Origin of the sequence: Mastigocladopsis repens PCC 10914 (assembly GCF_000315565.1) — a bacterium.
Taxonomy (GTDB): Bacteria; Cyanobacteriota; Cyanobacteriia; order Cyanobacteriales; family Nostocaceae; genus Mastigocladopsis; species Mastigocladopsis repens.
Map to the genome: position 1 here is coordinate 1,680,278 of NZ_JH992901.1, position 25,448 is coordinate 1,705,725.

General features: G+C 43.9%; 25 protein-coding genes. 14 read left to right on the top strand and 11 right to left on the bottom strand.

Features of this window, described 5'->3' with window-relative positions; genetic code table 11:
* Nucleotides 1-261: 261 nt before the first annotated feature.
* The 7 genes from MAS10914_RS0109625 to MAS10914_RS34040 form a co-directional block, all read right to left on the bottom strand.
* A complete protein-coding gene (locus MAS10914_RS0109625) occupies nucleotides 262-1,851 on the bottom strand; it encodes a glycoside hydrolase family 57 protein (protein WP_017315719.1) in 1,590 nt (529 codons plus the stop codon).
* 286 nt (nucleotides 1,852-2,137) lie between these two features.
* The gene (rsgA, locus tag MAS10914_RS0109630) at nucleotides 2,138-3,274 is read right to left on the bottom strand and encodes a small ribosomal subunit biogenesis GTPase RsgA (protein WP_017315720.1); all 1,137 of its coding nucleotides are present in this window, start codon (nucleotides 3,272-3,274) and stop codon (nucleotides 2,138-2,140) included.
* Nucleotides 3,271-3,528 carry a sulfurtransferase TusA family protein gene (locus tag MAS10914_RS0109635; protein WP_017315721.1) on the bottom strand — a complete coding sequence of 86 codons (258 nt, stop codon included), beginning with the start codon at nucleotides 3,526-3,528 and terminating at the stop codon, nucleotides 3,271-3,273. Before MAS10914_RS0109635 ends, rsgA begins: the two co-directional genes overlap by 4 nt.
* Nucleotides 3,525-4,661 (bottom strand): molecular chaperone DnaJ, encoded by a 1,137-nt coding sequence (dnaJ, locus tag MAS10914_RS0109640; protein WP_017315722.1) that lies wholly within the window; start codon nucleotides 4,659-4,661, stop codon nucleotides 3,525-3,527. The genes MAS10914_RS0109635 and dnaJ overlap by 4 nt, the downstream gene beginning before the upstream one ends.
* A gap of 761 nt (nucleotides 4,662-5,422) precedes the next feature.
* Nucleotides 5,423-7,381, bottom strand: coding sequence for a molecular chaperone DnaK (dnaK, locus tag MAS10914_RS0109645; RefSeq protein WP_017315723.1), 1,959 nt, complete (start codon nucleotides 7,379-7,381; stop codon nucleotides 5,423-5,425).
* Between the two features lie 197 nt (nucleotides 7,382-7,578).
* Nucleotides 7,579-8,331 carry a nucleotide exchange factor GrpE gene (gene grpE, locus MAS10914_RS0109650; protein WP_017315724.1) on the bottom strand — a complete coding sequence of 251 codons (753 nt, stop codon included), beginning with the start codon at nucleotides 8,329-8,331 and terminating at the stop codon, nucleotides 7,579-7,581.
* Between the two features lie 467 nt (nucleotides 8,332-8,798).
* Entirely contained in the window at nucleotides 8,799-8,960 is a 162-nt protein-coding gene (locus tag MAS10914_RS34040) for a hypothetical protein (RefSeq protein WP_156818121.1), read from the bottom strand.
* A 516-nt stretch (nucleotides 8,961-9,476) separates the two neighbouring features.
* On the opposite strand from MAS10914_RS34040, the gene MAS10914_RS0109665 reads away from it, so the two are divergent.
* From MAS10914_RS0109665 to MAS10914_RS0109710, 10 genes are all read left to right on the top strand, one after another.
* The gene (locus tag MAS10914_RS0109665) at nucleotides 9,477-9,785 is read left to right on the top strand and encodes a helix-turn-helix transcriptional regulator (protein ID WP_017315727.1); all 309 of its coding nucleotides are present in this window, start codon (nucleotides 9,477-9,479) and stop codon (nucleotides 9,783-9,785) included.
* Nucleotides 9,786-9,825: 40 nt separating this feature from the next.
* A complete protein-coding gene (locus MAS10914_RS0109670) occupies nucleotides 9,826-10,665 on the top strand; it encodes a reverse transcriptase family protein (RefSeq protein WP_232224138.1) in 840 nt (279 codons plus the stop codon).
* 22 nt (nucleotides 10,666-10,687) lie between these two features.
* Nucleotides 10,688-11,446, top strand: coding sequence for a hypothetical protein (locus MAS10914_RS0109675; protein ID WP_017315729.1), 759 nt, complete (start codon nucleotides 10,688-10,690; stop codon nucleotides 11,444-11,446).
* A 106-nt stretch (nucleotides 11,447-11,552) separates the two neighbouring features.
* Nucleotides 11,553-11,816 (top strand): hypothetical protein, encoded by a 264-nt coding sequence (locus MAS10914_RS0109680; RefSeq protein ID WP_017315730.1) that lies wholly within the window; start codon nucleotides 11,553-11,555, stop codon nucleotides 11,814-11,816.
* Nucleotides 11,800-12,126, top strand: a complete 327-nt coding sequence (locus MAS10914_RS0109685; protein ID WP_017315731.1) for a type II toxin-antitoxin system RelE/ParE family toxin — start codon at nucleotides 11,800-11,802, stop codon at nucleotides 12,124-12,126. The genes MAS10914_RS0109680 and MAS10914_RS0109685 overlap by 17 nt, the downstream gene beginning before the upstream one ends.
* Before the next feature lie 104 nt (nucleotides 12,127-12,230).
* The gene (locus MAS10914_RS29885; protein ID WP_017315732.1) at nucleotides 12,231-12,494 is read left to right on the top strand and encodes a HepT-like ribonuclease domain-containing protein; all 264 of its coding nucleotides are present in this window, start codon (nucleotides 12,231-12,233) and stop codon (nucleotides 12,492-12,494) included.
* Between the two features lie 125 nt (nucleotides 12,495-12,619).
* The gene (locus MAS10914_RS0109695; protein ID WP_026082447.1) at nucleotides 12,620-14,632 is read left to right on the top strand and encodes a GspE/PulE family protein; all 2,013 of its coding nucleotides are present in this window, start codon (nucleotides 12,620-12,622) and stop codon (nucleotides 14,630-14,632) included.
* 128 nt (nucleotides 14,633-14,760) lie between these two features.
* Nucleotides 14,761-15,882: a type IV pilus twitching motility protein PilT gene (locus MAS10914_RS0109700; RefSeq protein ID WP_017315734.1), complete on the top strand. Its 1,122-nt coding sequence runs from the start codon at nucleotides 14,761-14,763 to the stop codon at nucleotides 15,880-15,882.
* A 243-nt stretch (nucleotides 15,883-16,125) separates the two neighbouring features.
* Nucleotides 16,126-17,340 (top strand): type II secretion system F family protein, encoded by a 1,215-nt coding sequence (locus MAS10914_RS0109705; RefSeq protein ID WP_017315735.1) that lies wholly within the window; start codon nucleotides 16,126-16,128, stop codon nucleotides 17,338-17,340.
* Nucleotides 17,341-17,462: 122 nt separating this feature from the next.
* Entirely contained in the window at nucleotides 17,463-18,023 is a 561-nt protein-coding gene (locus MAS10914_RS0109710) for a hypothetical protein (protein WP_017315736.1), read from the top strand.
* 43 nt (nucleotides 18,024-18,066) lie between these two features.
* Here the strand turns inward: MAS10914_RS0109710 and MAS10914_RS0109715 are convergent, their stop codons facing one another.
* A complete protein-coding gene (locus MAS10914_RS0109715; protein ID WP_017315737.1) occupies nucleotides 18,067-19,593 on the bottom strand; it encodes a VanZ family protein in 1,527 nt (508 codons plus the stop codon).
* 213 nt (nucleotides 19,594-19,806) lie between these two features.
* Nucleotides 19,807-20,991: an MFS transporter gene (locus MAS10914_RS0109720; RefSeq protein WP_017315738.1), complete on the bottom strand. Its 1,185-nt coding sequence runs from the start codon at nucleotides 20,989-20,991 to the stop codon at nucleotides 19,807-19,809.
* 144 nt (nucleotides 20,992-21,135) lie between these two features.
* On the opposite strand from MAS10914_RS0109720, the gene MAS10914_RS0109725 reads away from it, so the two are divergent.
* Nucleotides 21,136-22,218, top strand: coding sequence for a substrate-binding domain-containing protein (locus MAS10914_RS0109725; protein ID WP_017315739.1), 1,083 nt, complete (start codon nucleotides 21,136-21,138; stop codon nucleotides 22,216-22,218).
* Nucleotides 22,219-22,225: 7 nt separating this feature from the next.
* Here the strand turns inward: MAS10914_RS0109725 and MAS10914_RS0109730 are convergent, their stop codons facing one another.
* A complete protein-coding gene (locus MAS10914_RS0109730) occupies nucleotides 22,226-22,756 on the bottom strand; it encodes a formylmethanofuran dehydrogenase subunit E family protein (RefSeq protein WP_017315740.1) in 531 nt (176 codons plus the stop codon).
* A gap of 44 nt (nucleotides 22,757-22,800) precedes the next feature.
* Complete coding sequence (gene bioU / locus MAS10914_RS0109735; RefSeq protein WP_017315741.1) at nucleotides 22,801-23,823, bottom strand: (S)-8-amino-7-oxononanoate synthase BioU; 1,023 nt, start codon at nucleotides 23,821-23,823, stop codon at nucleotides 22,801-22,803.
* Nucleotides 23,824-24,272: 449 nt separating this feature from the next.
* Here bioU and MAS10914_RS0109745 point away from each other — a divergent pair, with 449 nt between their 5' ends.
* From MAS10914_RS0109745 to MAS10914_RS0109755, 3 genes are read left to right on the top strand one after another with little or no spacing between them, the layout of a single operon-like run.
* Nucleotides 24,273-24,482 carry a DUF2997 domain-containing protein gene (locus MAS10914_RS0109745; protein WP_017315743.1) on the top strand — a complete coding sequence of 70 codons (210 nt, stop codon included), beginning with the start codon at nucleotides 24,273-24,275 and terminating at the stop codon, nucleotides 24,480-24,482.
* Nucleotides 24,483-24,530: 48 nt separating this feature from the next.
* A complete protein-coding gene (locus tag MAS10914_RS0109750) occupies nucleotides 24,531-24,917 on the top strand; it encodes a DUF1257 domain-containing protein (protein ID WP_017315744.1) in 387 nt (128 codons plus the stop codon).
* A complete protein-coding gene (locus MAS10914_RS0109755; protein ID WP_017315745.1) occupies nucleotides 24,917-25,375 on the top strand; it encodes a ferredoxin in 459 nt (152 codons plus the stop codon). Before MAS10914_RS0109750 ends, MAS10914_RS0109755 begins: the two co-directional genes overlap by 1 nt.
* Nucleotides 25,376-25,448: the final 73 nt, after the last annotated feature.

The window sequence follows — 25,448 nt, forward strand, 5'->3', positions numbered from 1 at the left end:
CATTTGAGTTCTGACTGTCTAATTAGTAGTTATGTACTACAATGTGTCTGCTTGTAGCCTTCTTATGTTTGGGTAAAATTGGAGAGTTAAAAATCTGAAACCTATATAGAAGAAGCTTTTTCAGCTTCTATTTCCGTTTTTGCAGGGTTTTCGGCTCAATGCCCAATTGAATACCCAGATGAGGATGGTAAGCCAATGGCTGAAAAGGTGCAAAGAAAGTCTTTACACCTTTACATATTGATGCGAATTTATGCGAAATAATTACAACGGACGATACACTCGGTAATTGATATTGGGGAAAATATTGTCCATCATCTCAACTTTTTCCAGCCAACCACTATCAATTTTGCCAATGTTGATATCTTCGTAGAGTTTATTAAAGCGCATCAGGTGCGATCGCGTCCTTCTTACCGCATAGGGTACCATCGTTCCTGTTCGCATAATAAACGCCCAGTCGGAAGATTGCGCTAACAGCAATTCCCGCGCCGCTTGGTTGAGTGCTTTCCATTCCAACTCATCCTCTGGTTCCCGGTTTGATATTTCAATCATGCGTTCTGCGGCTTTGTGCAAATGTGGGTAAATCCATGTATTCGTTTCGTTCAACCAATACTCGTGGAATCCTTTATAACCCCAACTCGATTGTGAAGGACGACAGACTTGCTGAGTTGGATTTTCCCGTAAATAATCTGCCAAGTGAGTCATTTCATAGGTCTTTTGGTCATACCAGGACTTACGGAATAGGTAATCGATGAACCAAGGACCTTCATACCACCAATGTCCATATAACTCGGCATCGTAGGGAGAAACAATAATTGGCGGGCGTTGCATTATACCATAAAGATGCCCTACTTGCTGTTCACGGTTATACATGAAATTTGCAGAGTGTTCCGCTGCTTTTTCCCTTGCCCAGTAGGGATCGTAGAGCGCTTTATCTGCTAGTCCTAAGCCGCGACCGGTGATTTTATGATACTTGATGCCCGTATTTTTTCGCTGACCATTGGGCATAATGTAGGGCTTGATGTACTCATATTCAGCTTCCCAGCCCAAGTCTTTGTAAAACTCGCGGTATTCTGCTGCACCAGGATAGCCTACCTCAGAAGACCACACCTGCTGAGAAGATTCATGATCTCGACCAAAGGCAGCGACACCAGTTTCTGTAAAAATTGGGGCATAGCTGCCAAAGCGAGGACGAGGACGAGCGTAAAGGATGCCATGTCCATCAGTGAGGAAGTAGCGTAACCCTGCATCGGCTAACATCCGATCTACACCTTCATAGTAGGCGCATTCTGGCAACCAAATGCCTTTGGGCGGGCGTCCAAAGTTTTCCTCGTAGTGTTCACAGGCTACCTGAATTTGCGCCCACACAGCTTGCGGATACATTTTCATCAGCGGTAGGTAGCCGTGGGTAGCACCGCAAGTGATGATTTCTACGTTATTTGTGTCTTGGAACTGCTTAAAAGCCGTTACCAAGTCCCCCTTGTTGCGTTCCCAAACTTCTCGCGTCGCCTTAAACTCGCTGGCGTAATGCTCGGCTAAATAGCGAATATGTCCATTGTGGACATTATGCTCGATTTCTAGTTCTACAAGTTCTTCTAGTTTGGCTAGGTGAGCGTCGTAGCGTTCTTGCAACAAAGGATCACGCAGCATTGACACAAGAGGCGGTGTCATGCTCATCGTAATTTTAAAGTCAACGCCGTCTCGCTTTAAGCCTTCAAATACTCGCAGCAAAGGAATGTAGGTTTCGGTAATGGCTTCATAAAGCCATTCTTCTTCCAGCACATAATCACTTTCTGGGTGACGGACGAAGGGCAGGTGTGCGTGAAGTACAAGCGCAACGTAGCCGATAGCCATAATGAATACTTCCGGGGTGGTACGTGTAGATTGAAGGTCGGGGGTTTGGCAGATGTTAAGAATATTTTAAGACTTTATGGGGATCTTAATGATCTCACTCCACCAGTGGTTGAAATTCACTCGATTGTAAGTTCTACATCATAGATGATAGATGTTCAAACTATCCCAACTTCAGCTATATCGGAAGAAAAGTTGCCCCACCAGAATTTCACAATACTTGAATAGCACAAAATGAGTGTGTTGCTATCGTGACTCCCCATCAGTAGGTCGTAAATCCGCTCTTGTTCTACGATTCCTCACTCTCCTGATACAACTGCTGCAACTCCTGCAACTGCGTTCTGCGTGAACTCCGGCGATATTTTTTAGATTCTAGCTTCGGTTCGTACTGAGTCTGTCCTTTGCCCTTGGTTTTCACTTTTACAGTGGATTCAGGGTCTGCCTGTTGGTTAAGCTGAGTCTGGTGCTCAATTGCTGTCTCTAAAAAGTCTAAATAATGTTGATATCTTTCCCATTCTCCACGAACGATACATCCTGGCTCGTCTCGATGCAGACAATCACCAAAACGACAGCTATCAACCGTTAATCTCTGCTTTGCTTCTGGGAAATATTGTGCTAATTCTTCAGGGGCACAATCAAGGTCAGGTTGATTAAAGCCGGGAGTATCTGCTAGCAAACCACCGCTAGGTAATTCAAATAATTCTACGTGACGAGTTGTATGGCGACCCCTGGCTAGTTTCCCAGAAATCTCTCCCACTCGTAAGTTAGCATTGGGAATCATCTCGTTGATAAAACTAGACTTACCAACCCCAGAAGGTCCGGCTATCACAGTCATCTTATCTTTGAGCTTGTTGGCTACCTGGTCAATATCTATGCCTTTACCCACGCTAATAAATACAGGTTGGTAACCCCAATTCGTTAAGCGCTCATTAATTTTTACTTGCTGTTCTTTTGAAACTAAATCGCACTTATTGAGACACAAAACGACATCTAAACTTGTAGATTCAGCCTTCACAAGAAAACGGCTCAGTTGGTAAGGTTCCAAGGGGGGATCTGCCACGGCAAATACTAATAGGATTTGGTTGACATTAGCGATCGCCGGACGATCCAATTGGCTTTTACGGGGTAATATCTCAGCGATCGCTCCTCGTCCACCAGCCCAATCAGGTTCTTCCACGACCACGCGATCGCCCACCATGACCTGTTGCCCAATTTTTTTCAAACGGGTTCTGCGGGTGCACAAAAGGAGTGGGGGAGTCGAGGAGTGGGGGATTAGGGGAGTCTGTGAACTGTTACTCTTCCCCCTCTCTCCCATTCTCCCCCTCTCCCCCTCCTCTTGATCTAGCTGTACTCGGTAAAAATTAGCTTGCACGGCTAAGACCGTGCCCAGTAGATGCTCAGTAGTTTTTAACCCTTCCCCTCTCATGAGGCACTATCAGGACGGCACACTAGCAAGGAAAAGTAACCAACGCAGTCTGTAATTTGCTCTACCTGATAGCCTGCCATTGCCAGACTATCAGGAACTTGCTCAATCGGTTCCCCTGGATCTAACCAGACTTCTAGTAACTCTCCCGGGTTCATTTGCTCCAAACGGAGTTTCGTACGTACAAAATTTATCGGGCAAGGGGTGCCGCGCAAATCCAGTTGAACATTAGGAGTTGAGAGGGAAGATAGACTCATCGTTGGTGGAACAAGTTTCCCAAAAATCCTTCTAGACCGCCTTTACCTGTGCGATCTCCTTTAATTTTAGCGAGCTTTTCCAGGAGTTCCCGTTCCTCCGGAGTGATCTTATTGGGAATATCAATTAACACCGTAATCATATGGTCGCCACGACTGACGGGATTACCCAAGCGGGGTACGCCACGGCTTTCCAACTTCATTACAGTATTAGGCTGGGTTCCTGGTGGAATTAACAATTCCTCTGGACCGTCTACCGTATTTACCTCCAAGCGGCAGCCCAAAATTGCCTGCAGGTAGCTAATTTTGATTTCTGAGAGAATGTTGATGCCATCCCGGTGGAATTCCTCATCTTCATTCACAAACAAGTAAACATACAAATCTCCAGGAGGACCACTACGTTGACCTGCATCCCCTTCTCCAGAGATTCGCAAACGTGTGCCGTTGTCCACCCCAGCCGGAATGGATATTTTCAGTTTCTTCGTAACTTGTTTTGCACCCTTACCGTCACAAGCATCGCATTTGTCTTCGATGACCATTCCCGTAGCATTACACGTGGGACAAGTCGAAACTTGGGTGAAGCTACCAAAGGGTGTTCGGGTGACGCGGCGTACTTGACCCGTTCCGCCACAAGTCGAACAACTGCGAGGGCGAGTTCCTGGTTTAGCACCGGAGCCGCTACAGACTTCACAAGTTTCTAGATGAGAAATGCGAATTTCTTTTTCTCCACCAAATACTGCTTCCCGAAAGTCTAGCTTCAGGTCTAGCCGCAGGTCATCACCCCGCACAGGTCCACTGCGCCGTTTTTGCGTTGTACCACCCATGCCGCTGCCAGCAAAGCCGCTGAAAATGCTTTCAAATATATCGGCAAAGCCACCCATATCACCGATATCTTGGAAGCCTACGCCAGCCCCACCATTCACAGCCGCTTCACCAAAGCGGTCATAACGAGCACGGGTTTCCGGCTCGCTAAGCACTTCATAAGCACGGTTAATTTCTTTAAAGCGCTCTTCCGCTCCCGGTTCTTTGTTCACGTCGGGGTGATACTTCCGGGCTAAACGGCGGTAAGCGTGTTTGATTTCTTCTTTGTCGGCGTCACGAGAGACACCTAGAACTTCATAATAATCGCGAGCCATATAGCAAAGGTGAAAGTTAAAAGGTAGAAAGCAGCTATGCACAGAGAACTCAAAAGCGACGGCTTTCGCCACTTAGAAGTTCAAGAAGGCAGAAGGCAGAAGGCAGTAGTTAAGTTTTATTAATACTAAATTTTACCTTTTACCCTTTACAAAAATCACCATAACAGTCCTGAGCGCCGAGTAATAATCATCTGGAATTAGTTTTGAAATCAAACACTAAATTGAAACCAGCAAAATTTTTACTCAGGCACGCCACTTGCTAGAACGGGGCGAACCCCACGCCCGGAGTGGCGTGGGAAACCCTCCTGCATAGCGCTGGCTTCGCAACGCAGTGACTCCTCAGTACTCATTGCTCTGCACTGATAACAGTAACAGATACTTTCTTCATAGTAGACGACAAAAGCGTTTATCCTGAGGCTGTCTCCTTTACAATTGTGCTACGTAGGTTGCAAAAAGTCCGCTCATTTTACAAAGGGGCTAGCCGCACTAAAAAGTGTGGAAAACCGTTCATTAAAGGTTGGCTGTCCCTAGGGGAGTCAGTGTATGGGGGAATCCCACAAGTCAATTTGGGAGATTGAATTATTTAAGAGTGTAAAAGAGTCTGTATTTAGAATCTGTGATTTTTGCACACAACCCTCATACTCCGTTACACCCCACCTCCTCTTCAAAATCCTTTAGTACAACAAGGCAGAAGGCGCAAACGTTAACAACATAAGCTTTTTGTGTCTTTTTAACGCTCCGATTATTTCCCCCGTGATGTACTAGTCTATTGCCTCATAATCAGCCGGCATCGTACTCTCGTCTTCAAAATCAAAATTAAATTGCGGTGTTGGCGTTCCATCAACAGGTGCTGCTAGTTCTGAGGGCAATGGACTATCTGAAGCTTCAGCAACCTCATCAGTTTGGTTGTAATCTCGGTTGTATACCTCAGCACCAATGGCAAATAGAGTTTGCTGGAAATCATCCAAGCGTTGTTTGAATTCTGCGACGGAGATGCGCTCATCAGCCATAGCTGCTTTGAGATGTGACAGTTTTTCATCTGCCAAAGCTATCATTTGTTCGCTAATCAAGTTTCCGTTAAGCTTTAAGGTCGAATCGTAACTGTACAACAGATTATCCGCATGGTTTTTAAGTTCAACCAGTTGTATGCGTCTTCTATCTTCTTCGGCAAACATTTCAGCTTGTTGCTGCATCCTTTCAACTTCGTTGGCACTCAAGCCACCTGTATTGGTAATCCGAATGCTTTGTTCTCGACCAGTGCCTTTGTCTTGTGCTGAAACTTTGAGAATGCCATTAACATCAATTTCAAAAGAGACTTCAATTTGCGGTACACCACGGGGAGCTGGCGGAATTCCAGCAAGCAGAAATTTCCCCAAACTCTTGTTATCCCGGGCCATTGCCCGTTCACCTTGAAGGATGTGAATTTCCACCGAGCTTTGCCCATCAACTGCTGTGGAAAAGACTTGAGACTTGCTGGTTGGAATTGTGGTGTTGCGTTCGATAATTTTGGTGAACACTTCTCCCAATGTTTCAAGTCCCAAAGACAAGGGCGTGACATCTAACAAAAGTAAATTATCAACTTCACCACCCAGCACTCCAGCTTGGATAGCAGCTCCTAATGCTACTGCTTCGTCAGGGTTGACAGAGCGATCTGGAGTTTTGCCATTGAAAAATTTGCTCAGAGCATTTTGAACAGCAGGAATGCGAGTGGAACCGCCCACCAAGATCATCCGGTCGATATCTTGTGGTTTGAGTTCCGCATCTTTGAGCGCTTGGCTCATCGGTTCAATGGTAGCCTCGATGAGATGTGCCGTTAACTCTTCAAATTTGGCGCGGCTGAGTTCCATCTCCAGGTGCTTAGGCCCAGTTTGATCAGCGGCGATGAAAGGTAAGTTAATTGAAGTACTGACCATACTGGAAAGTTCAATCTTTGCCTTTTCCGCTGCTTCTCGCAAGCGTTGCAAAGCCATTTTGTCTTGAGCAAGGTCAACTTTCTCTTCCTGCTGGAAGCGTGCCATCATCCAGAGCACGATACAGTTATCAAAGTCGTCCCCACCCAGGTGGTTATTGCCACAAGTCGCCTTAACTTCAAACACTCCATCCCCAAGTTGTAGGATGGAGACATCGAAGGTACCACCTCCCAAGTCAAATACCAGAATCATCTGTTCTTGGTCTTGCTTGTCCAACCCGAAGGCTAAGGCAGCAGCGGTTGGTTCATTGATAATCCGTAGGACTTCTAGTCCGGCAATGGTGCCAGCGTCTTTAGTCGCTTGTCTTTGGGCATCTGTAAAATAGGCAGGTACTGTAATCACTACCTGATTGACAGACTCACCCAAGAAGTTTTCCGCGTCCTGTTTGAGTTTTTGCAGGATCATTGCGGAGAGTTCTTGTGGTGTGTAATTATGTCCGCGAATCTGGACATCAACGGTATCATCTCGACCTTTGACACAGGTGTAAGGTACACGTTCGCGTTCTGTTACGGTATCATCCCAGCGACGACCGATAAATCGCTTAATACTAAAAATTGTGTTCTCGGCGTTAGTGACAGCTTGACGCTTTGCCAGTTGACCGACCAAGCGTTCACCGCCTTTACCAAATCCTACAATACTAGGAGTGGTTCGCCCACCTTCTGAATTAGCAATGACGATCGGTTGACCACCTTCGAGAATCGCGACACAACTATTGGTAGTGCCTAAGTCGATCCCAATAACTTTTCCCATAAATATCGGTATTTTTACTGAGTGTTCCCTTAAAGTTTCAAGCAGCAGAGTCCGGTGTTAGCATCTGCTCCCACCGGGTAAAGGCTGCTCAACTTCGGGCGTGATGTTTCGCGGACTATCTTTACTTTTTGGTTAGATATGCGATGCTCGCCCAAGTTTCCCAGGCACTTTTGGTCAGTAAGGCGAGCGACTACAGCTTAACTATTGGCTGGGCTCGACTGATTTTCCTCAGAAGAGGATGCCTCTTCCTTCGGAGCAGCTACTTTGACCATTGCATGGCGCAGTACGCGATCGCCCAAGTAATATCCGCGTACTAACTCTTCTAACACTGTTCCTTCAGGATATTCATCCGTAGGTTCCCGCAATACTGCTTCGTGCAGGTTAGGATCGAAAGGCTGAGTTTCAGGACGCATAGGTGCGACACCCAAGCGCTTTAAGCAATCTACTAATAGCTTGTAAACGCCTTGGTAACTCTTATGAATGGTCATCTCCCCATCGTTTTGGGGTTTGATTTGCGCTCTTGCTCGTTCAAAATTATCGACAACTGGCAATAATTCAGTAATCGTATTGCGCTTAATCTGCTGTTCTAAGTCTTCTTTCTCTTTTTGATTCCGTTTGCGGTAGTTCTCAAAATCAGCCACAATCCGCATATATTGAGTGCTGCGTTCTTCTAGCTGCGCTTTGAGGGACTCAATTTGTTGAGTGAGTTCTCCTTGTGTGGCTGTTGACTCATGAGCAGCAGCCTCAGTTGCAGCCACACCATTGTCTTGCTTTTGCGTAGCTGTTTCTCGAGATTCGTCGGTTTGGCTTACCACTTGCTCAGTCACTTCGCTTTGAGTTGCATTGGCATTTATTTGGGCTGTAGAGTCGCTCGTCATTGCTTGCTTTTCCTCGGTTTGTTCATCTAATTGCTGGCTTGTATTGTTTTGCTGTTGCTCTTCGTCTATCATTTTGCACTCTTCCCAGATACTGTATTGTGCAGTTACCCCTATATCTTGCAGCCATTAAATTTAGCTAGCAAAAAGCGGTTTCTTGATGTATGAAGTATGAACTGAAGGCAAAAGTGTGTAGACGCCCTGCGGATGGATTCCCGTAGGTAGTATGAAGTACGGAGTATTTCATCCTTTAGCCTTTATTTGATCACCGTCATCTATTTTGACAAATGCTGAGTGCGTTAGCGTATACGCTCCAAGGACGGCTTACCGTAAGCTAGAGTAGCTGCAAAGAGCAAAAGCTTGCTTTCTCTGACAAGTTATTGTTTTTTTGCTAGACAAAGCCAGCATGAAATATATATAGATTTCAGGGTATTTTCGTAAGTATTAGGAACGCAGTTGTAAGCTTAGCTGTGGGATGTGAACACCCCCAAAACTGACAATCTTTGGAAAATGTTCGCTAATAGCGAACAAAATTCGTAGAACTATGCTATATTAGATTCAGTCAGGTTGAAAGGACGATACTTGCCATTCACTGGATCACTTTGTGGTCTGAGGAAGATGGGAAACCAGCTTCTGCCGTGTTTATCAGTAATACAGTATTGGTAGATTGGTAGAAACTCCAGCGATCGCATAAGCGCAAGCATCAATGCGAGTCCACGCTGAAACAACCACCGAAATCTACTACTGCATTACTAAGTACAACTCGTCATCAATCAGGGTCGGAAACGTCCACGACCGTGGGCAACCATCCAACAAACGAACCCCAAAGCCCGCCCACCCCCACACGCTGACGAGTACTAAGCACACTAGCGCAGCCCAGGCAACTTGCTGCGTTTGGTATAGCGAGAGTTTAATCTGCCGTTCTCCGGTTTGCTTGAGGCAAGCCTCATTCGCAGTCTTGTGAATGAGTGCAATCAAACCCACGTTAAGGAGTTCTTATGAACAGCCAAAACCCTGACAAACGGCAGAAGCAGTTGAAAAAGCGTAAGTATAAGCAGTGGCTAAAATGGCTCTGCAAACCTGAAACGCTCCGTCTACTATTTCAAATTGGTCCGGATATTTTCAGAATGTTGAAATGGCTGATCGATTTTTGGCAGAACTAGACTGCTAATCTTTCTATATAACCTTTTAAGAAACCTTCTAGCCAAGGGAGGTTAGATATGTTAAATGAAGCTCTAAAGTTGATGAGGGTGTTCTATCAATTATCGCAAAAAGAGTTAGCGGAAAAACTAGGAATATCCAAGTCGTATCTTTCGGAAATTGAGTCCGGGAAAAAGGCTCCAACACTTGATTTGCTCAATCGTTATTCAGGGGTTTTTGATATACCTGTATCCTCGATTATGTTTTTCTCGGAAAGCTTGAACAAAGATGTGAAAACAGAAAAGCTGAGGACATTTGTATCCTCTAAGATTCTTGCAATCCTCAATTTCATTGCTGAAAGGTCTGGTCATTCTTATGCTGAGGAGTAGATATAAAGAGTATCAATTAGACCAGTCACCCTTTTACTGCTTGAAATCTAAAGAAAGACTTGCAAAGCTATTGCAGATAAGCCAAAACAAACTCGAAATACTTACCCTTTCAGAGGATTTGTACATAGAGCGAGACAGATTTGATCCAAAGAAAAAAAAGTCCCGTCTGGTGGAAGAGCCAAAGCTCCCCTTAAAGCGAGTTCAGAAGCGGATTGAAGAGCTTTTGAAGCGAATCAAGATTCCGGATTACATATATGCTTCAGGAAAGGGACGTTGCTATATCAGTAATGCTAAAGCTCATGTAAATGCTGCTGTAGTCAGGAGTCTTGATATCAAAAAATATTTCCCTTCTACACCATCGAGGCGTGTTTATTGGTTCTTCCACAAACAAATGAAATGTTCTTCAGATGTTGCTGGCATCCTAACAAAACTCTCGACTTTCAAAAATCATCTGCCGACTGGAAGTCCATTAAGTCCTATACTTTCCTACTTTGCCCATATGGATATGTGGGAGGCAATCAATGAAATCGTAGAGGGTGCAACTTGCACTTTAACTGTCTACATGGATGATGTCACGATTTCGGGTACACAGATACCAGGTGGGTTGATTTGGCAAGTTGAGAAGCAGTTTCATCGTTGTGGACTACACGATAACAGGGAAAAGGAAAAGCATTATGTTGGCAACAAACCGCGTGAAATAACTGGAGTCATTGTTAAAGAAGGTGAGTTAAAGCTTCCTAATCGACAACATCTAAAAATGCATCAGCTTCGCCAATTAATCCATAAAGAAACAGACCCTAATAAACGAGTAAAATTGATGCAATCTTTAAAGGGTTTAGAAGCACAAGCACAACAAATTAAGAAAGCGAATGACATTTAGATAGATACTGGGTGTAATGTCTATGACTGAAAAAAAAGTGCTACCAGAAGCAGCTCTCTACCGTCGTAGTTTCGATGGTACACTTCATCCTCTAAATTCTAGCGAGAACAACTTACCCATTCTCACTAGAGCGAAGTTTGCTAGTGAGTTTTGTTACGTGCCTCAAAGTGCAGAACTAAGTAAGCAGAATGTCTTCTATAGCGTTAGCAATGTTCTTAAACTGACGCAAGATGATAGATCTAGGGAGGCTCTTCGCAAATGGGAAGCTAGAGTTGGCAATAAAGAAGCTAAACGTATTCGAGATGAAGCGATTGGTGCTGGAAATGCTGTTCATTCTTATCTTCACTCTTACTTGACTGAGGGAGAAGCTAAATCAATTAGCAAATCTTATGAATCCTACTTCCAGGCTCTCAACAGCTTATTACCTAATTTCGGAACTTGTCTTTTTTCAGAGCAGTTCATTGTGAGCTTCAAGTATCAATACTTTGGAAAATTTGATCAGCTAGGTTTGTATCGAGAAAGTTTAACTCTTAGTGACTTGAAAACATCCCTAAAGCCTAAACTTTCTCTGGATTGGATTGAGGACAAAATTATTCAGTTGGCAGCTTATTACATTCCAATTGAAACACTGTATCAGCTTGAACAAGCAGCTTTAATTTATTTAATCAGCGATGGTTCCTGTAATGAATTCCTTTTCACTCCACAACAGATGACATTCTATAAACAACTGTGGCTTGAGCGATTATCTCAAATTAATGAGAGAGTTAGTCTGGCTGCTTAGTATATGTCACCCTAAAAAAGGGTCGGAAATCATGCTGCGAGGGCATCGGTAAGTTATCAATTGATAGCCAGTAAAATTGAGAGAGTTATTTACCCTATAGCAACCTATGCTGAAAACAGTCGAAGGCGTTTATCAGAATGGACAAATTGAACTCGCCGAGCTACCGCAAGATGTGAGCGATTATGCCCAAGTTCTCGTTACTTTTCTTGAACCGGGCAGAGTTAATCCTGAGAAACTGCGTCAATTGATTGATCAATTAGAAACGATTGCAGGTATCCAGCAAGGTTTTGAGGAACTCGATGCTGGACAAACTCGCCCTCTTGGGGATTTCATCGAAGAAATGCAGCAGAAATATGGCATTTCAGGTTGAAATCACCCCTATTGCTGAAGCCCAAATTGAGCAAGCCTATCGTTGGTATCGAGAACGTAATTTAGGGTTTGCTGATCGATGGTTCCGAGGATTGATGAACGCCATCGCAACGCTTCAAGAAAAGCCCCTGCGTTGTGCCCTAGCAGTTGAACACGAGATTTTCCCTGAAGAAGTCCGACAACTACTTTATGGAAAGTCTAAAAACATCTATCGAGTGCTATTTACGATTCGAGATACGACGGTGTACGTTTTGTACGTGCGCCATAGTATTCAAGCACCAATGACTGTGGATGATTTAGAGGAGGAGTGACCGCTATATTAATTTGTCAATGCTTAACTCCTAAACGATTTAGGTTATCAGTGAGAACATATTCGGAGGTTACTGGCGGGGTAATAGCCTGAGGTATCGAGTTTGTGACATTCTCACAAAACCTAGAAAAAGTCTTTGCGGTTTCAAAAGCCATTGAAATTATTGGTGAAGCCGTGAAGCGGATACCTGACTCTGTGAGAAGCAAATATCCTGATATTCCGTGGAAAGATATTGCACGAATGCGGGATAAGCTGATTCACAATTATTTCAACACAGATGTAGAAATTATTTGGAAAGCTGTTCAGGTGGATCTTCCACAGTTAAAAATGATGATCTCTATAGTTGTAGATTTGAGAGGTCAGCCTTAAATAACACCACCCTTAAACTATAAATTAAGAAATTTTTGCCTCAATTTGACTAAGCATATATGTCAATTCTGATTGAGAGCTTGGGAATACTCTAATCAGAGGTTTCCGCAACTCATCGCTCATATATGACTCAATCGTCACCACAAAGGCGTAGTACGGCTCTTACTACAAGAACGGAGTTCTCGTCCTTCGCCAATAAGCTCGTGCAATCTGGCTTTGTCAATAGCGAACAGATGAGACAGGCGCTGATTGATAGTCGCCAGTCTGGCATACCCTTGACACAAGTGCTGGAATCCATTTCAGGACGAAAGTTATCACCAGAGTTAGTTAGGCTACACAAGAAGCAGCAGCTATTTGAACTCAAAATACTATACGGCGTTGAATCACTGGATCTGGAAGTTAGCCAGGTTGGCAAAGCAACGATTGGTCAACTGATTGAAACCCTAATTACGGTGGATATCTGTCGTCGCCATCGCTTGGTACCACTGGCGAAGAATGAAGACCAAACCCCGCCCTCCATTTTAGTGGCGATGGTAGATCCGGATAATTTAGAGGCTTCAGATGACTTGAACCGCATTCTGCGTCCTCAAGGATTGGCATTGCAGCGGATGGTCATTACCCAAGAGGATTACCAGCAACTCATTAACCAATACTTGGATGAACTCACTCTTCGGCAAAAGCATCTGGAACAAGAGAAGTCTACAGATATCAACCAGGATTTAGAAAATCTAGAAAATCTTAATATAGATGATGCGCCCGATGATGCGGAGGCTGACTTGGGCGCAGCGATGAAGGGTGCTGAAGATGCTCCGGTTATTAATCTGGTTAATAGAATTCTTGCTAAAGCACTGCATGAGAAAGTTTCTGATATTCACGTAGAACCGCAGGAAGAAAACTTACGCATTCGCTTTCGTAAGGATGGGGTGCTGCGTGAGGCTTTCGACCCTCTGCCGAAAAAAATCATTCTTGCAGTGACAGCTCGTTTCAAAATTATTTCCAACCTAGATATTGCTGAACGGCGTTTACCTCAAGACGGACGCATTAGACGGTTATTCGAGGGACGCAAGGTGGACTTCCGCGTGAATACATTGCCCAGTCGCTACGGCGAAAAGGTCGTACTGCGAATTTTGGATAACTCTGCAACCCAACTGGGATTGGATAAGTTAATTACTGACTCAGAAACTTTGCAAATTGTCCAGGAAATGGTCAGTCGTCCCTTTGGTCTGATCCTGGTAACTGGACCCACGGGTTCTGGTAAAACAACAACACTGTATTCTGCTTTAGCAGAACGCAATTCTCCTGGGATCAATATTAGTACGGTAGAAGACCCAATTGAGTACAGTTTACCTGGGATTACTCAAGTGCAGGTGATTCGAGAAAAAGGGCTGGATTTTGCGACCGCTTTGCGAGCCTTCTTGCGACAAGACCCCGATGTGCTTCTGGTGGGTGAGACGCGAGATAAGGAAACGGCAAAAACCGCGATTGAGGCAGCATTGACGGGTCACTTGGTTTTAACGACCTTACATACTAATGATGCTCCAGGAGCGATCGCCCGTTTGGGAGAAATGGGCATTGAGTCTTTCATGATTTCTAGCTCTCTGATTGGTGTGTTGGCACAGCGCTTAATAAGGCGTGTCTGTTCCAGTTGTCGCATTCCCTATACTCCCACTCTAGAAGAACTAGCTCGCTACGGTTTATCAGCAAGCCAAGAAGCAGATGTCATCTTCTACAAAGCAAACTCCCTCACCACAGAGGAAATTCAAGAAGCCAAAGCTCAAAATCAGCTTTGTTCACAGTGTAATGGTGTTGGCTACAAGGGACGTTGTGGTGTTTATGAAGTCATGCGAATCACTGAACGTGTCCAAGCCCTCATTACCGAAGAAGCACCAACGGAACGCATTAAAGAAGTGGCGGTGGAAGAAGGGATGAAAACCTTGCTGGCTTACAGCTTGGACTTAGTGCGCCAAGGTTCCACCACCTTAGAAGAAGTAGAACGGGTGACGTTCACCGATACGGGTTTGGAAGCAGAGTTAAAAGCCAAACGCAAGAGCAGTCTGACCTGTCAAACTTGTCATGCTGGAGTGCAACCTGAATGGTTGGATTGTCCTTACTGTATGACACCACGTTTTCAAGATTAGTTAGTAGTTAATGGTTAGTAGGTAGTGGTTAGTGGTAATGAATAACCATCAACTACCAACTATGAACTACCAACTATCAACTATCAACTACCAACTATCAACTACCAACCATAAAAGGAATCACAACAATGGAAATGATGATTGAAGATTTAATGGAGCAATTGATTGAAATGGGTGGCTCAGATTTGCACTTATCTGCTGGTTTACCTCCCTACTTCCGCCTTAGTGGCAAACTGACGCCCATTGGTGATCAGCCATTGTCAGCAGATCAGTGCCAAAGGCTGATTTTCAGTATGCTCAATAATTCCCAGCGTAAAACTTTAGAGCAGAACTGGGAATTGGATTGCTCTTATGGTGTCAAGGGATTGGCTCGTTTCCGGGTCAATGTTTACAAAGAACGTGGTGCTTACGCTGCCTGTTTACGGGCGTTGAGTTCTAAAATTCCCAACTTTGAAAAATTAGGTTTGCCTGACGTTGTACGGGAAATGGCTGATAAGCCCAGAGGACTTATTCTGGTGACAGGTCCGACAGGTTCTGGTAAGACAACAACCCTAGCGGCTATCATCGACTTGATTAATCGCACTAAGGCAGAGCATATTTTAACAGTAGAAGACCCGATAGAATTTGTTTATGAACCTATTAAAAGCTTGGTTCACCAAAGGCAACTTGGTGAGGATACGAAAAGTTTTGCGAATGCCCTAAAAGCTGCGTTGCGGGAAGATCCAGATATCATTTTGGTGGGGGAAATGCGCGACTTGGAAACAATTTCGTTGGCTATTTCCGCAGCGGAAACAGGACACTTGGTGTTTGGCACTTTGCACACAAGTTCAGCAGCACAGACTGTAGATAGGATTATCGACGTTTTTCCACATGAAAAACAAACCCAAGTGCGGGTGCAGTTATCTAACTCACTAGTGGCAGTATTTAGCCAAACTTTGGTTCCGAAAAAAAATCCCAAGCCAGGTGAGTTTGGTCGAGCAATGGCTCAAGAAATTATGATTGTAACTCCTGCTATTTCTAACTTGATTCGTGAAGGAAAAACATCTCAAATTTACTCAGCTATCCAAACTGGCGGGAAATTGGGGATGCAAACTCTAGAAAAGGTTTTAGCAGATTTATATAAAGCGGGAGTTATCTCCTTTGAAGCGGCAATTTCCAAGACTTCCAAGCCGGATGAAATTCAGCGTCTTATCGGCGGTGTAGCACCACAAGCAGGCGCAAAACCAGGAGTCGCTGTGAAAGCAAATTAAAAAGTTAAAGTCAAAAGGCAGAAAACTATAAAAAACCGCTTTTGACTTTTCAGTTTTGGCTGAACGCAATGCTTAATCGACTTATTGCAAAAGTATGATTAATGGATATTTAGAACCACAGATTAACACAGATAAATCATCTGTGTCAATCTGTGTGCATCTGTGGTTTCATTTTTATAAATTTCACTTTTGCATTCTTGTTGAATGACTAATTCACTCTTTTGAATTTTGAATTTTTAGCTCATGCCAACATTTGTTGCCCGTGTTAGGGACTCGCAAGGAAAATCAAGAACAGAAAAAATTGCGGCTGGCTCCTTGGCTCAAGCCCGTACTAATCTTAGACAGCAAGGTTATGTCGTCCAAGACCTTAAAAAACAAGATCAAGGCTTTGACTTCAAACAACTTAAAACCAAATTTACCAGCGTTTCAGTTAAGGATAAAGCCGTATTTTCCCGTCAATTTGCTGCTTTGGTTAATGCGGGAGTGGCAATTGTCAGAAGTTTGGGGGTGCTATCTGAGCAGTGTAGCAATCCTAAACTGAAACAAGCTCTTTTGGGCATTAGCACCGATGTCCAAAGTGGAGTTAATCTTTCTGAAGCAATGCGAAAATATCCTGATTGCTTTGATGGTTTGTATGTCAGCATGGTTCAAGCTGGTGAAGTCGGGGGTGTTTTAGACGAGGTGCTGAATCGTTTAGCCAAGTTGTTAGAGGATGTTGCTCGATTACAAAACCAAATTAAATCAGCACTGGCTTATCCCTTTGTTGTGGGATTTTTAGCAGTCTCAATATTTATCGGTATGACCGTTTTTCTGATCCCAATTTTTGCCAACATTTTTAAAGAATTGGGAACAGAGTTGCCTCCGCTGACACAATTCATGTTGATATGTAGTGAAGTTTTGAGAAGTTGGCGGATTTTGGTTTTAATTGGCATTTTTGTAGGAGCAGGAATTGCTTATAAACAGTACTACAAAACCCGTGTTGGGCGTGAAACCATAGACCGTCTTTCTCTAAAAATGCCGTTGTTTGGGGACTTAATCCAAAAATCATCCGTTGCCCGCTTTAGCCGCACCTTTGGTTCTTTGACTCGTTCGGGTGTACCAATTCTAACTTCCTTAGAAATTGTGCGGGATACATCAGGAAATCAAGTGGTTGCTAATGCTATTAATGCAGCCCGTGCAGAAATTCAACAAGGAGGGATGATTAGTATTGCCTTGCAAAAAGATAAAGTTTTTCCTCCGATGGCAATTCAGATGATTAGTATCGGTGAAGAGACTGGTGAATTAGATGGTATGTTGATGAAAATTGCCGATTTCTATGAAGATGAAGTCGAACAGGCAGTCAAAGCACTAACCAGCGTTTTGGAACCGATTATGATTGTGGTTTTGGGGGGGATGGTTGGTACTATTTTGCTGTCGATGTACCTGCCTATGTTTAAGGTCTTTGATCAGTTGGGCTAGAGGATGAAAAGTGTAGAGATTTTATGCGTGTCCAGACGTGCTATGGCACGTCTGGAAAAAGGTTATCGTTGAACCAATTTTCGTATCAGTCCAATAATTTTGAATTTTGAATTTCTTTATCCATGCCCGTACAAAAATCGCATTACGAAGCTTGCTTGGCAGAGTACAGCAATCATATGAGTGCGATCGCCCTGCTGAAGCAGCACCGCCCGTACCTGGAAATGATTCCTAGTCTGCGCCGTCCGGATGAAAGCGTTATTACTATCCCATTGCCTATTGTCCGTCTTCGTGCTGACGTGACAATAGCCGCAGAAGCGACTCGCTTACCCTGTGATGTAGCAATTTTGATGTGTGATCCGGAGTGGAAAATCAAAACAGCACCCGAAATTCTTATCTTTATTCATCGTCCCCACGAAGATTTTTCTGACTTTTTGGGACGCTGGCGACAAACTCAGGTTTGGCTGGACAAGGACTATGAGTGGCTTATGCCTAAGCGCTACACACATATACTCAGTGAGGGGACGAATACCATACACCCTCTGTTTGTGGTTTTTGGTGAAACACCGGAACGCATCAAACGGGGTCTTACGGGAGCTAACCTGCCATTTATAATGCAAATACCAGAATCACTTGTAGAGGAGAACACAATGGAAATTTTCTCTTCAGAAAGTCCACAGGTATAATTGTTCGTGATGGGCGATGCTCGCCCACCAATGACGCATCCTGTTATGAACCTGACTTAGCTGCTTTTCTAAGCACCATCGAAGCCCGCCATCTCAATATCAGTGTTGTCCCAGCTGTAAATAATATCCCAAGTAACAGGTTTTTCAAGCTGAGGCTTTTGCCGGTATCATTTACTAAAATACCTTCCAGTATCAGAGAAGGTAATAATATTCCGCTAGGAAGCAATAACCTATTAAAAGTTAACTTTCTTTTAGCTAGAGTCGTCAGGAATGCTAAACAAAGACCTAGAGGGATAAATGTCAGTCCATAGTAAAAAATTCTCTGCTCTTTCGGAACCAATTCCAGTAAATTCAAAGAGTAGGAATTCTGTGGTTTATCTACGTAAACTTGGATAGTTGCCCCAGAATAAGTTATGACTATGTGATGGGGACGAGTATCTGCAAAAATACCAGGGATACTTAATTTTGTGTCTGCCCCATTTGCTCCAGTCATCGGTGTTCGTATTCGCAAGTCTAGGTTACTTCCCTGCTGTCCTAGCGTAAAATTTCGATGAAGAGAATCACCTGATAGTGAGATTATGCGTGCAGGTCCAATCTGAGTCGTATCAGCAGTAGCAACGGTAGTAATTATTGTAAATTGAGAAGTTTCACGTATCCTTTCATTCAAGAAGGTCACAGGCTCTCTTGTTTTTAGCCAATGATTGGAACTCAAGGCAATACCTTTTTCATTTTCAATGTCTGGTGACTGCCCTAGTGACAATAGTTCCGGAAGTTGACCAGTACGATCTTGATAACTTCCTTTGCCAGTTAATTGATAGGAAGCTAGCAAGGAATTTCCGATAGGTTTTAAGTAGTTTTTGTGATTTAAAACTTGTGAAACTTCATTTTTAGAAATGGCTCTATCAGCAATATCAACTTCTGAAACATATCCCTGCCAAGGTCTATCGCCTGTTTGCTCATTGCCGATTAAAAGTGGATAATTCAAAGACCAATTGCTGAGAGTAGTTGTAGATTGCCATGCAATTGACATCAAAAATGTTATGAGTATATATCCTAAAAAAAATAATGTTAATTTTTTGATAGAGTTGCTCGCCCTACTATTTTCTATACGTATTAAGGTATATATAAAACTTTGTGAGTTACATAAATAAAAGCAGATTAAACCCACAAATCCACCTATGGAATTGTTAAAAATATCAGCAGGAGTAGGTGCTCTTGAAGGTAGAAACACTTGCAGTGCTTCAACTGTGAATGATAAGCCTGCACTAACAAGTATCACTGTTAAAAATTGACTGATCGCTTTTACCCTTTTCCTCTGTAAAAGACTGGCGAAACCGAAACCTAAAGGTGCAAACAACAAAATATTGTTTACTTGGTCTTTAAAAAAACTACTGTTGTCAAAACTAGCAACAATTTCTGGTAGCGAAAAACTTTCTGGAAAGTAGAAATTAAAGGGATAAAGCGTAGCTAATAGAACCAATAAGATGCTAAAGATGACTAGGAAGAAATCTCCCGAAAGTAATAATTTATTCAATTTAGATGCTTGGTTAAAGTTTTTACGTCTATTCATAATGACCCATGTTCTCTGTCTTGCTAGTAATAGATAATTGAACGGCTAATTACAGGTAGACGGTTAAACAATAGTAATTAACAAAAGGGAAAAGAACACTTTTCTTAATATTATTAATTCGTCAATGATAATGGGGAAAAATTTGTAAAACTTTCATAAAGACGGCATGAAGATAAGCTTCTAAAAAATACATCTAATAAATACATTGCCGGATTACGTTTTTCCAGATCCCAAAGTATGCCGTACCAACCAGCGATGCAGCGCAGCCATAAGAACAGCTATTGGTATCATCAGCGCTGGAATACTCTCCAAACCAGCACGAGCCGCTACCCAACCAGCTACAGTTGGTACAGTGGCTGCACCCAAACTAGCAACGCTCGTTACAAACCCAATTGTTGCTGGCACCAGCGTAGTGGGTACGCGCTGTGGCACTAACCAGATTGTTGCTGGAAAAATGGCAGCTAAGCCAAAACCAATTAAAGGCAAGCTCAACAATTGATTTGGTAGTAACCACCAAACCACTAAACCACCTGCTAGCAATGTCAGAGAAATATCAACTGTGCGGACTGCACCAAGTCGCTGCATGAAGTGCCCAAGGCAGAAGCGCCCAATTGTTAACCCTAGCCAGTAAGCACTGACGCTGTAACCTGCAACTAGCTTTGGTGTGCCACGACCAATATGCTGAACTGTGTAAGCCCAGTTGCCCAAAGATGCTTCCGTACCAACGTAGACTAGCAGCAACACTCCTGTTACAAGAACTACAGGTGTCCTAAGGGCTAAACGCAGGTTTGCCCAAGCATTGGTACCGGATGGCGTAACTTTCACGGTCATGGGAGCGTATTGCTGCAAAACAGTCCACAAAACACCTGCAACCAGCAGTCCTACAACGCTAGCAAACACGAGGTAGATGAGTCGCCAACCAAGTCCTAGCGCCACAAGCGTAGTTGCTGTAGCAGGTCCAAGTAATGCACCAATCCCATAGAAGCCATGCAACGCACCAATGAGATGACTATTGCGCTGATCGTTAACGATGTATGTGTTAATACCAGCATCAATAAGCCCGATTCCAAGACCTAGTAGGGTTCCAGCGGCAACCATAACAAACCAGTAAGCAGTGAGCGCATAGGTGATCAGCGCAGTAGTAAGCGTGATGGAGGCGAACAAGAGCATCCGGGCAAGTCCTAATCGACTGCTGATTAGGCTACTGGTCAATGCAGCAACGACATAACCCGCAATTTGGCTAATGAACAAGAGCGTAACAGTTGCAGGGGTGAGGTGATAGGTAGATAGGATTGAGGGTAACAGCACTCCCAGACCTCCCTCTGCAATGCCAATGGCGATAAAGGCATAGAATGCGATCACCACCCCAATCCAGCGTCCCTGTTGGTAAGTTCTCATGAGAAATCCTCATGTATGGTTAATAGGGTTTCTGAATCGATTCAGATTAGCACACAGACTATTTTAAAGACCTTTTCTTGAACGATCAAGTCGTCTTTGAGATTATAAGCGCGGCAAAATTGAGGAAAGATTGTTGTCAGAGGTATGCACCACGATAAAGCACTGAAATCGATGACTTTACAGGATGTCGCTAAAGCGATGGGAGTGTCGCGAACTACGGTATCGAACGCATTTAATCGACCTGACCAGCTCTCTCCAGAATTGCGGGACAGGGTGCTAGCAGTAGCAAAGGAAATGGGCTATGCAGGTCCAAATCCCATGGGGCGGATGTTGCGAACAGGAAGAACAGGTGTGATTGGCTTAGTCTTCTGTGAAGCACTGCCATACGCTTTCCAAGATCCTGTGGCGATCGCCTTTTTACAAGGTGTTTCCAGTGTGTGTGAGAAGGTGAAAGCAAGTTTGCTGCTCGTACCTACCCTAGAAAGTGATGCAGCACAAATGACAATCCAGCAAGCAGCAGTAGATGGGTTCATCGTTTACTCCATGCCAGATGATAGCGAGGCAGTGGCGAAAGTCTTGGAAAGAAAGTTGCCAGTCATCGCAGTCGATCAGCCAAACCTAAGCGGTGTTCCGTTGGTTTGCCTTGATGATCGCCAAGCTGCCCGTGAAGCAGCCCTCCACTTACTCCGTCTCAATCACAGACGACTGGCGATTATCTCGATGGCTTTATTGCCCGACTCCTATGTAGGTCTAGTCAATACCCAACGACTCGAACGCACAGCGTTTCAGATTTCGCTGCTGCGCCTGCGCGGTTACGAGGATGCGATGCTTAAGGCAGGTCTTGACCTCAGCAAAGTTCCGATTGTAGAGTGTCCTCCAAGAAACAGTGAGGATGATGCCTTTGAAGTTGCGCTTACTTTGCTCAAGCAAGAGCCAAGACCGACTGGGATTCTTGCCATGTGCGATGTCTTGGCGATTGGGGCTTTGCGTGCCGCAGAACATTTTGGTTTGAGTGTTCCAAAAGATTTATCGATTGTTGGTTTCGACGATATCCCATTAGCATCCCAGATCCGACCATCCCTAACGACAATCCAGCAACCACTTATTGAGAAAGGGGCGATCGCAGCTAAACTGCTGCTTTGTGACGCGGGTCTAATGACTTCTAAGGTACTTGAGACAAAACTAGTTGTGCGAGAATCGTCAGGACCTGTTCCAGCCGGATTCTAAGTAAATATTAAGATAATTTTTCTACATGAAAAAGAGATTCTTGAGAAGCGTTCATAACTGCATCATAGCGAGCGCGCCCCTTTTGGTCTTTGTTCCAACCATCTAGCAGCACTCTAGCAGAATTTGGTATGGTGTAGCGAAAAGATTCCCCTGTCTTTTTGTGCTTAATGACGACGACTCCAAACAAACCCGCATTGGTTTTACTTGGTAGAACGTGCAGCGAATTTTGGCCAGGTGTGGCGACTGTCGCAATCATAATGCCATCGACAACGCAAGGACAGGGTGAGTTGGGTCCATCTTGATAAGTCACGTCCAAATCACGCGCTTGTGCTTTCAGCCTTTCCTTCGCATCTAAACCAATGCGGATGCCCAAGGCAATATACGTCCCAAACCCACCATGAACTCGTTGCCCTAATTTCACCCACTCCTGTGGAGTTTCCGCCTGAACTGTTAAAGGAGAAAATATGGGGAACGAATATGCTAATAAACTGACAACTACGGTTAGCTTTTTTAGCTTAGAAATAATGAGACAAGTCATAAATGAAACAAAAATCCCCTGGTAATACCAAGGGATGTGAAGCTTTATCTTACAAATTGAGGCATAATTTCCGCAGCGGTAAATAATCCGTAAATACCCTGCTGGTACAATCTAATACCAGCTTTGAGATAGCCAAAGGCGGGTCCACAGACATTGGCTGCCATACTGGTTTCATCGCCTAATGTGAAGGTATGGGTAGAGATTTTCCCTTCAAAGGTGCGACCAGTGACTTTAACGTTGGTGCTAATGGGCTTCTTGGGATTGCGTGTATCGACTATGCCGCCAACAGTAACGCGATCGCGTCCCACAATTCCTGCCAACTCCAGCATCACATCATCGGCGTGTTCCATATTCTCTAACTTCAGCACGCCATTGGTTTTATCCAGTAGCGCTTCGACTTCCGCATCCGTCATTGCCCTAGCAGTTTCTACTGTATAACCTGGCATATGGGCAATATCTTCGCGGATGGTGGCGCGGTACGCCTCCCAGTTAGCAATTCCCACCCCAAAAGTGATTTCCACTCTATGAATTTCAGCGTAACTTTGGGCGGCTATTGCTGCTGCTGCTGTTAACAGTCCTGGTGTTGCCCCACATCCTGTCATGTAGGTAATTCCTGCTGCTTGTAGTTCCTCTTTCATCGCCAGCAGTTGTTCCACGGCACTAGTGCGTTTAATGGCATCCACCAGTACCCCGCGCCAACCAGATTTGATAAATTGTTGAGCTACAGTGGGAATGAAATTATTAGGTAAGTTGGGTAAAGCCAGAAAATATCCATCTACAGGATGAGATTTTTCTATTAAATCCTCAATACTGCGATTTGTTAAAGTCCCGAATGGTTCTAAATAACCCACCGAACCTTGAGATTGGTAAGTTGCAATGCATTCTTGAGCATTTAAACCATCAGCGGCGTAAGCGTAGCCTTGTTTGTCTGCCGCTGCCACTAAAATCATTTCACGTTTTGGGACAAGTACCTTGGCAGCAGCTTGCCCCAGTCCGCCAAAGCCCAGTACTCCTACGCGCATCGCTTTGGGGAGATGAGTAGAACCTGTCACTTGCTCTGCATTCATGGTCAACTTTGTAGAGTTAAATAACAGCTTACCCTACCCTTTAATTGTCAGTAGGTATGAGTTGCAAATTCTGAGAGCAAGCCAAAGTGCAAAATTGTGATATGGCTGAAATTTGATGAAAATGATAAATATTTTCAATAAAATTCAGAATTCCTGCTCTTTCTGTTACTGCTGCTGCTTGTTTCTAGCGTTTTGACACTTAAACTGTCAGTCGAATTTTTAGCTTGACTAAATTGATAAGGTTAAGGGAAACTTACAAGTAACAGAGGTAAGAACTAATAAAATCAATAACTTTTGTAAATTTTCTGAGATATATATTTTGAGAGATGGAACATTAATTAACAAATGGCAAATTTGTAGCTAAGGGAAAACGCTATTCCAAACGGCTACCTTTGTAGCAATTGGCTACAGCAGTACTGTCTAAGCTAAGTATTTTGGTTGGCAAAAGTATGGAGACTTTAGAGTTCGTAATTTATCCAGATGGTCGGGTACAAGAGAAAGTCACTGGTATTGTGGGTGCTTCCTGCGCTGAAGTCACAGCAGCGATAGAAGCACAGCTAGGACAGGTACTAACTCACGAGCAAACTTCAGAATACTTTGCTACCAAGATGCACCAATCTGGTGTGGTAAATACGCAAACAACTTTTAGCGATTGGTAAGTTTTCACAATATTCACAATAGTTTAGTTAGATTAATTTACAACTACCATGTCACACTTTAGCCAAATCAAGACCCAAATCCGTAACATTGATTCCTTGAAAGATGCTCTGACAGACTTGGGTGTAAACTGGAATCAAGGTCCACGCAAAGTGCGTGGTTATCGCGGTCAAACCCATGATGCCGAAGTTACCATTGAGCAGGAAAATGGTTACGATATCGGCTTTAGATGGAATGGCAAAGAATACGAATTAGTTGCTGATCTACAATATTGGCAGCAAGACTTATCTGTTGAAGGTTTCTTGCGTAAAGTAACGCAACGCTATGCGTATCAAACAGTCGTTAAAGAAACTGCACGGGTTGGATTTCAGGTTGCTGAACAACAAAAAAATGAAGACGGTTCTATCCGTTTAGTCGTACAGCGCTGGAGTGCGTAATGTCTGATTTTTTGCCGCCGGAACAAGGGGAAGAAAACCGTTCTGGTTTGGAACCAGAATTGGGCGGTTTTTTACGGGATAACCCAGAACGTTCTGGCTTAGAACCGGAATTAGGCGGCGTGGTTCGGCAAAAAGGTGTTTACGTTGACGAAGTGACTTGTATTGGCTGTTTGCACTGCGCCCATGTTGCCCGTAACACATTTTATATTGAACCAGATTACGGGCGATCGCGCGTCATCCGTCAAGATGGCGACCCAGAAGAGGTTGTTCAAGAGGCGATCGATACTTGTCCAGTTGATTGTATCCATTGGGTTGATTACACTGAACTGAGAAAGCTAGAAGAAGAGCGCAAATATCAGGTAATACCCTTGATTGGATATCCAGTGGATCAAGCTGTTGTTTCTGCTGAACGGCGACGCAAAAAGCGAAAACTAACCCGTAAAAAATCCCGTTATTAAAGTACAAACTATACTATTCCAAAATGGAGGGCTGGCTTGAACTGTCCTCCTGTTTTTTATATTAAAGGACATC

Excerpts from the sequence above, each read along its gene's own strand:
- MAS10914_RS0109700 (WP_017315734.1), top strand. The coding sequence starts at position 14,761 with ATGGAAATGATGATTGAAGATTTAATGGAGCAATTGATTGAAATGGGT.
- MAS10914_RS0109635 (WP_017315721.1), bottom strand. The coding sequence starts at position 3,528 with ATGAGTCTATCTTCCCTCTCAACTCCTAATGTTCAACTGGATTTGCGC.
- dnaK (WP_017315723.1), bottom strand. The coding sequence starts at position 7,381 with ATGGGAAAAGTTATTGGGATCGACTTAGGCACTACCAATAGTTGTGTC.
- MAS10914_RS0109695 (WP_026082447.1), top strand. The coding sequence starts at position 12,620 with ATGACTCAATCGTCACCACAAAGGCGTAGTACGGCTCTTACTACAAGA.
- MAS10914_RS0109730 (WP_017315740.1), bottom strand. The coding sequence starts at position 22,756 with ATGACTTGTCTCATTATTTCTAAGCTAAAAAAGCTAACCGTAGTTGTC.
- dnaJ (WP_017315722.1), bottom strand. The coding sequence starts at position 4,661 with ATGGCTCGCGATTATTATGAAGTTCTAGGTGTCTCTCGTGACGCCGAC.
- rsgA (WP_017315720.1), bottom strand. The coding sequence starts at position 3,274 with ATGAGAGGGGAAGGGTTAAAAACTACTGAGCATCTACTGGGCACGGTC.
- grpE (WP_017315724.1), bottom strand. The coding sequence starts at position 8,331 with ATGATAGACGAAGAGCAACAGCAAAACAATACAAGCCAGCAATTAGAT.
- MAS10914_RS0109715 (WP_017315737.1), bottom strand. The coding sequence starts at position 19,593 with ATGAATAGACGTAAAAACTTTAACCAAGCATCTAAATTGAATAAATTA.
- MAS10914_RS0109675 (WP_017315729.1), top strand. The coding sequence starts at position 10,688 with ATGACTGAAAAAAAAGTGCTACCAGAAGCAGCTCTCTACCGTCGTAGT.
- MAS10914_RS0109725 (WP_017315739.1), top strand. The coding sequence starts at position 21,136 with ATGCACCACGATAAAGCACTGAAATCGATGACTTTACAGGATGTCGCT.
- MAS10914_RS0109625 (WP_017315719.1), bottom strand. The coding sequence starts at position 1,851 with ATGGCTATCGGCTACGTTGCGCTTGTACTTCACGCACACCTGCCCTTC.
- MAS10914_RS0109680 (WP_017315730.1), top strand. The coding sequence starts at position 11,553 with ATGCTGAAAACAGTCGAAGGCGTTTATCAGAATGGACAAATTGAACTC.
- MAS10914_RS0109685 (WP_017315731.1), top strand. The coding sequence starts at position 11,800 with ATGGCATTTCAGGTTGAAATCACCCCTATTGCTGAAGCCCAAATTGAG.
- MAS10914_RS34040 (WP_156818121.1), bottom strand. The coding sequence starts at position 8,960 with ATGCTTGCGCTTATGCGATCGCTGGAGTTTCTACCAATCTACCAATAC.
- bioU (WP_017315741.1), bottom strand. The coding sequence starts at position 23,823 with ATGAATGCAGAGCAAGTGACAGGTTCTACTCATCTCCCCAAAGCGATG.
- MAS10914_RS0109750 (WP_017315744.1), top strand. The coding sequence starts at position 24,531 with ATGTCACACTTTAGCCAAATCAAGACCCAAATCCGTAACATTGATTCC.
- MAS10914_RS0109705 (WP_017315735.1), top strand. The coding sequence starts at position 16,126 with ATGCCAACATTTGTTGCCCGTGTTAGGGACTCGCAAGGAAAATCAAGA.
- MAS10914_RS0109720 (WP_017315738.1), bottom strand. The coding sequence starts at position 20,991 with ATGAGAACTTACCAACAGGGACGCTGGATTGGGGTGGTGATCGCATTC.
- MAS10914_RS0109710 (WP_017315736.1), top strand. The coding sequence starts at position 17,463 with ATGCCCGTACAAAAATCGCATTACGAAGCTTGCTTGGCAGAGTACAGC.
- MAS10914_RS0109755 (WP_017315745.1), top strand. The coding sequence starts at position 24,917 with ATGTCTGATTTTTTGCCGCCGGAACAAGGGGAAGAAAACCGTTCTGGT.
- MAS10914_RS0109665 (WP_017315727.1), top strand. The coding sequence starts at position 9,477 with ATGTTAAATGAAGCTCTAAAGTTGATGAGGGTGTTCTATCAATTATCG.
- MAS10914_RS0109745 (WP_017315743.1), top strand. The coding sequence starts at position 24,273 with ATGGAGACTTTAGAGTTCGTAATTTATCCAGATGGTCGGGTACAAGAG.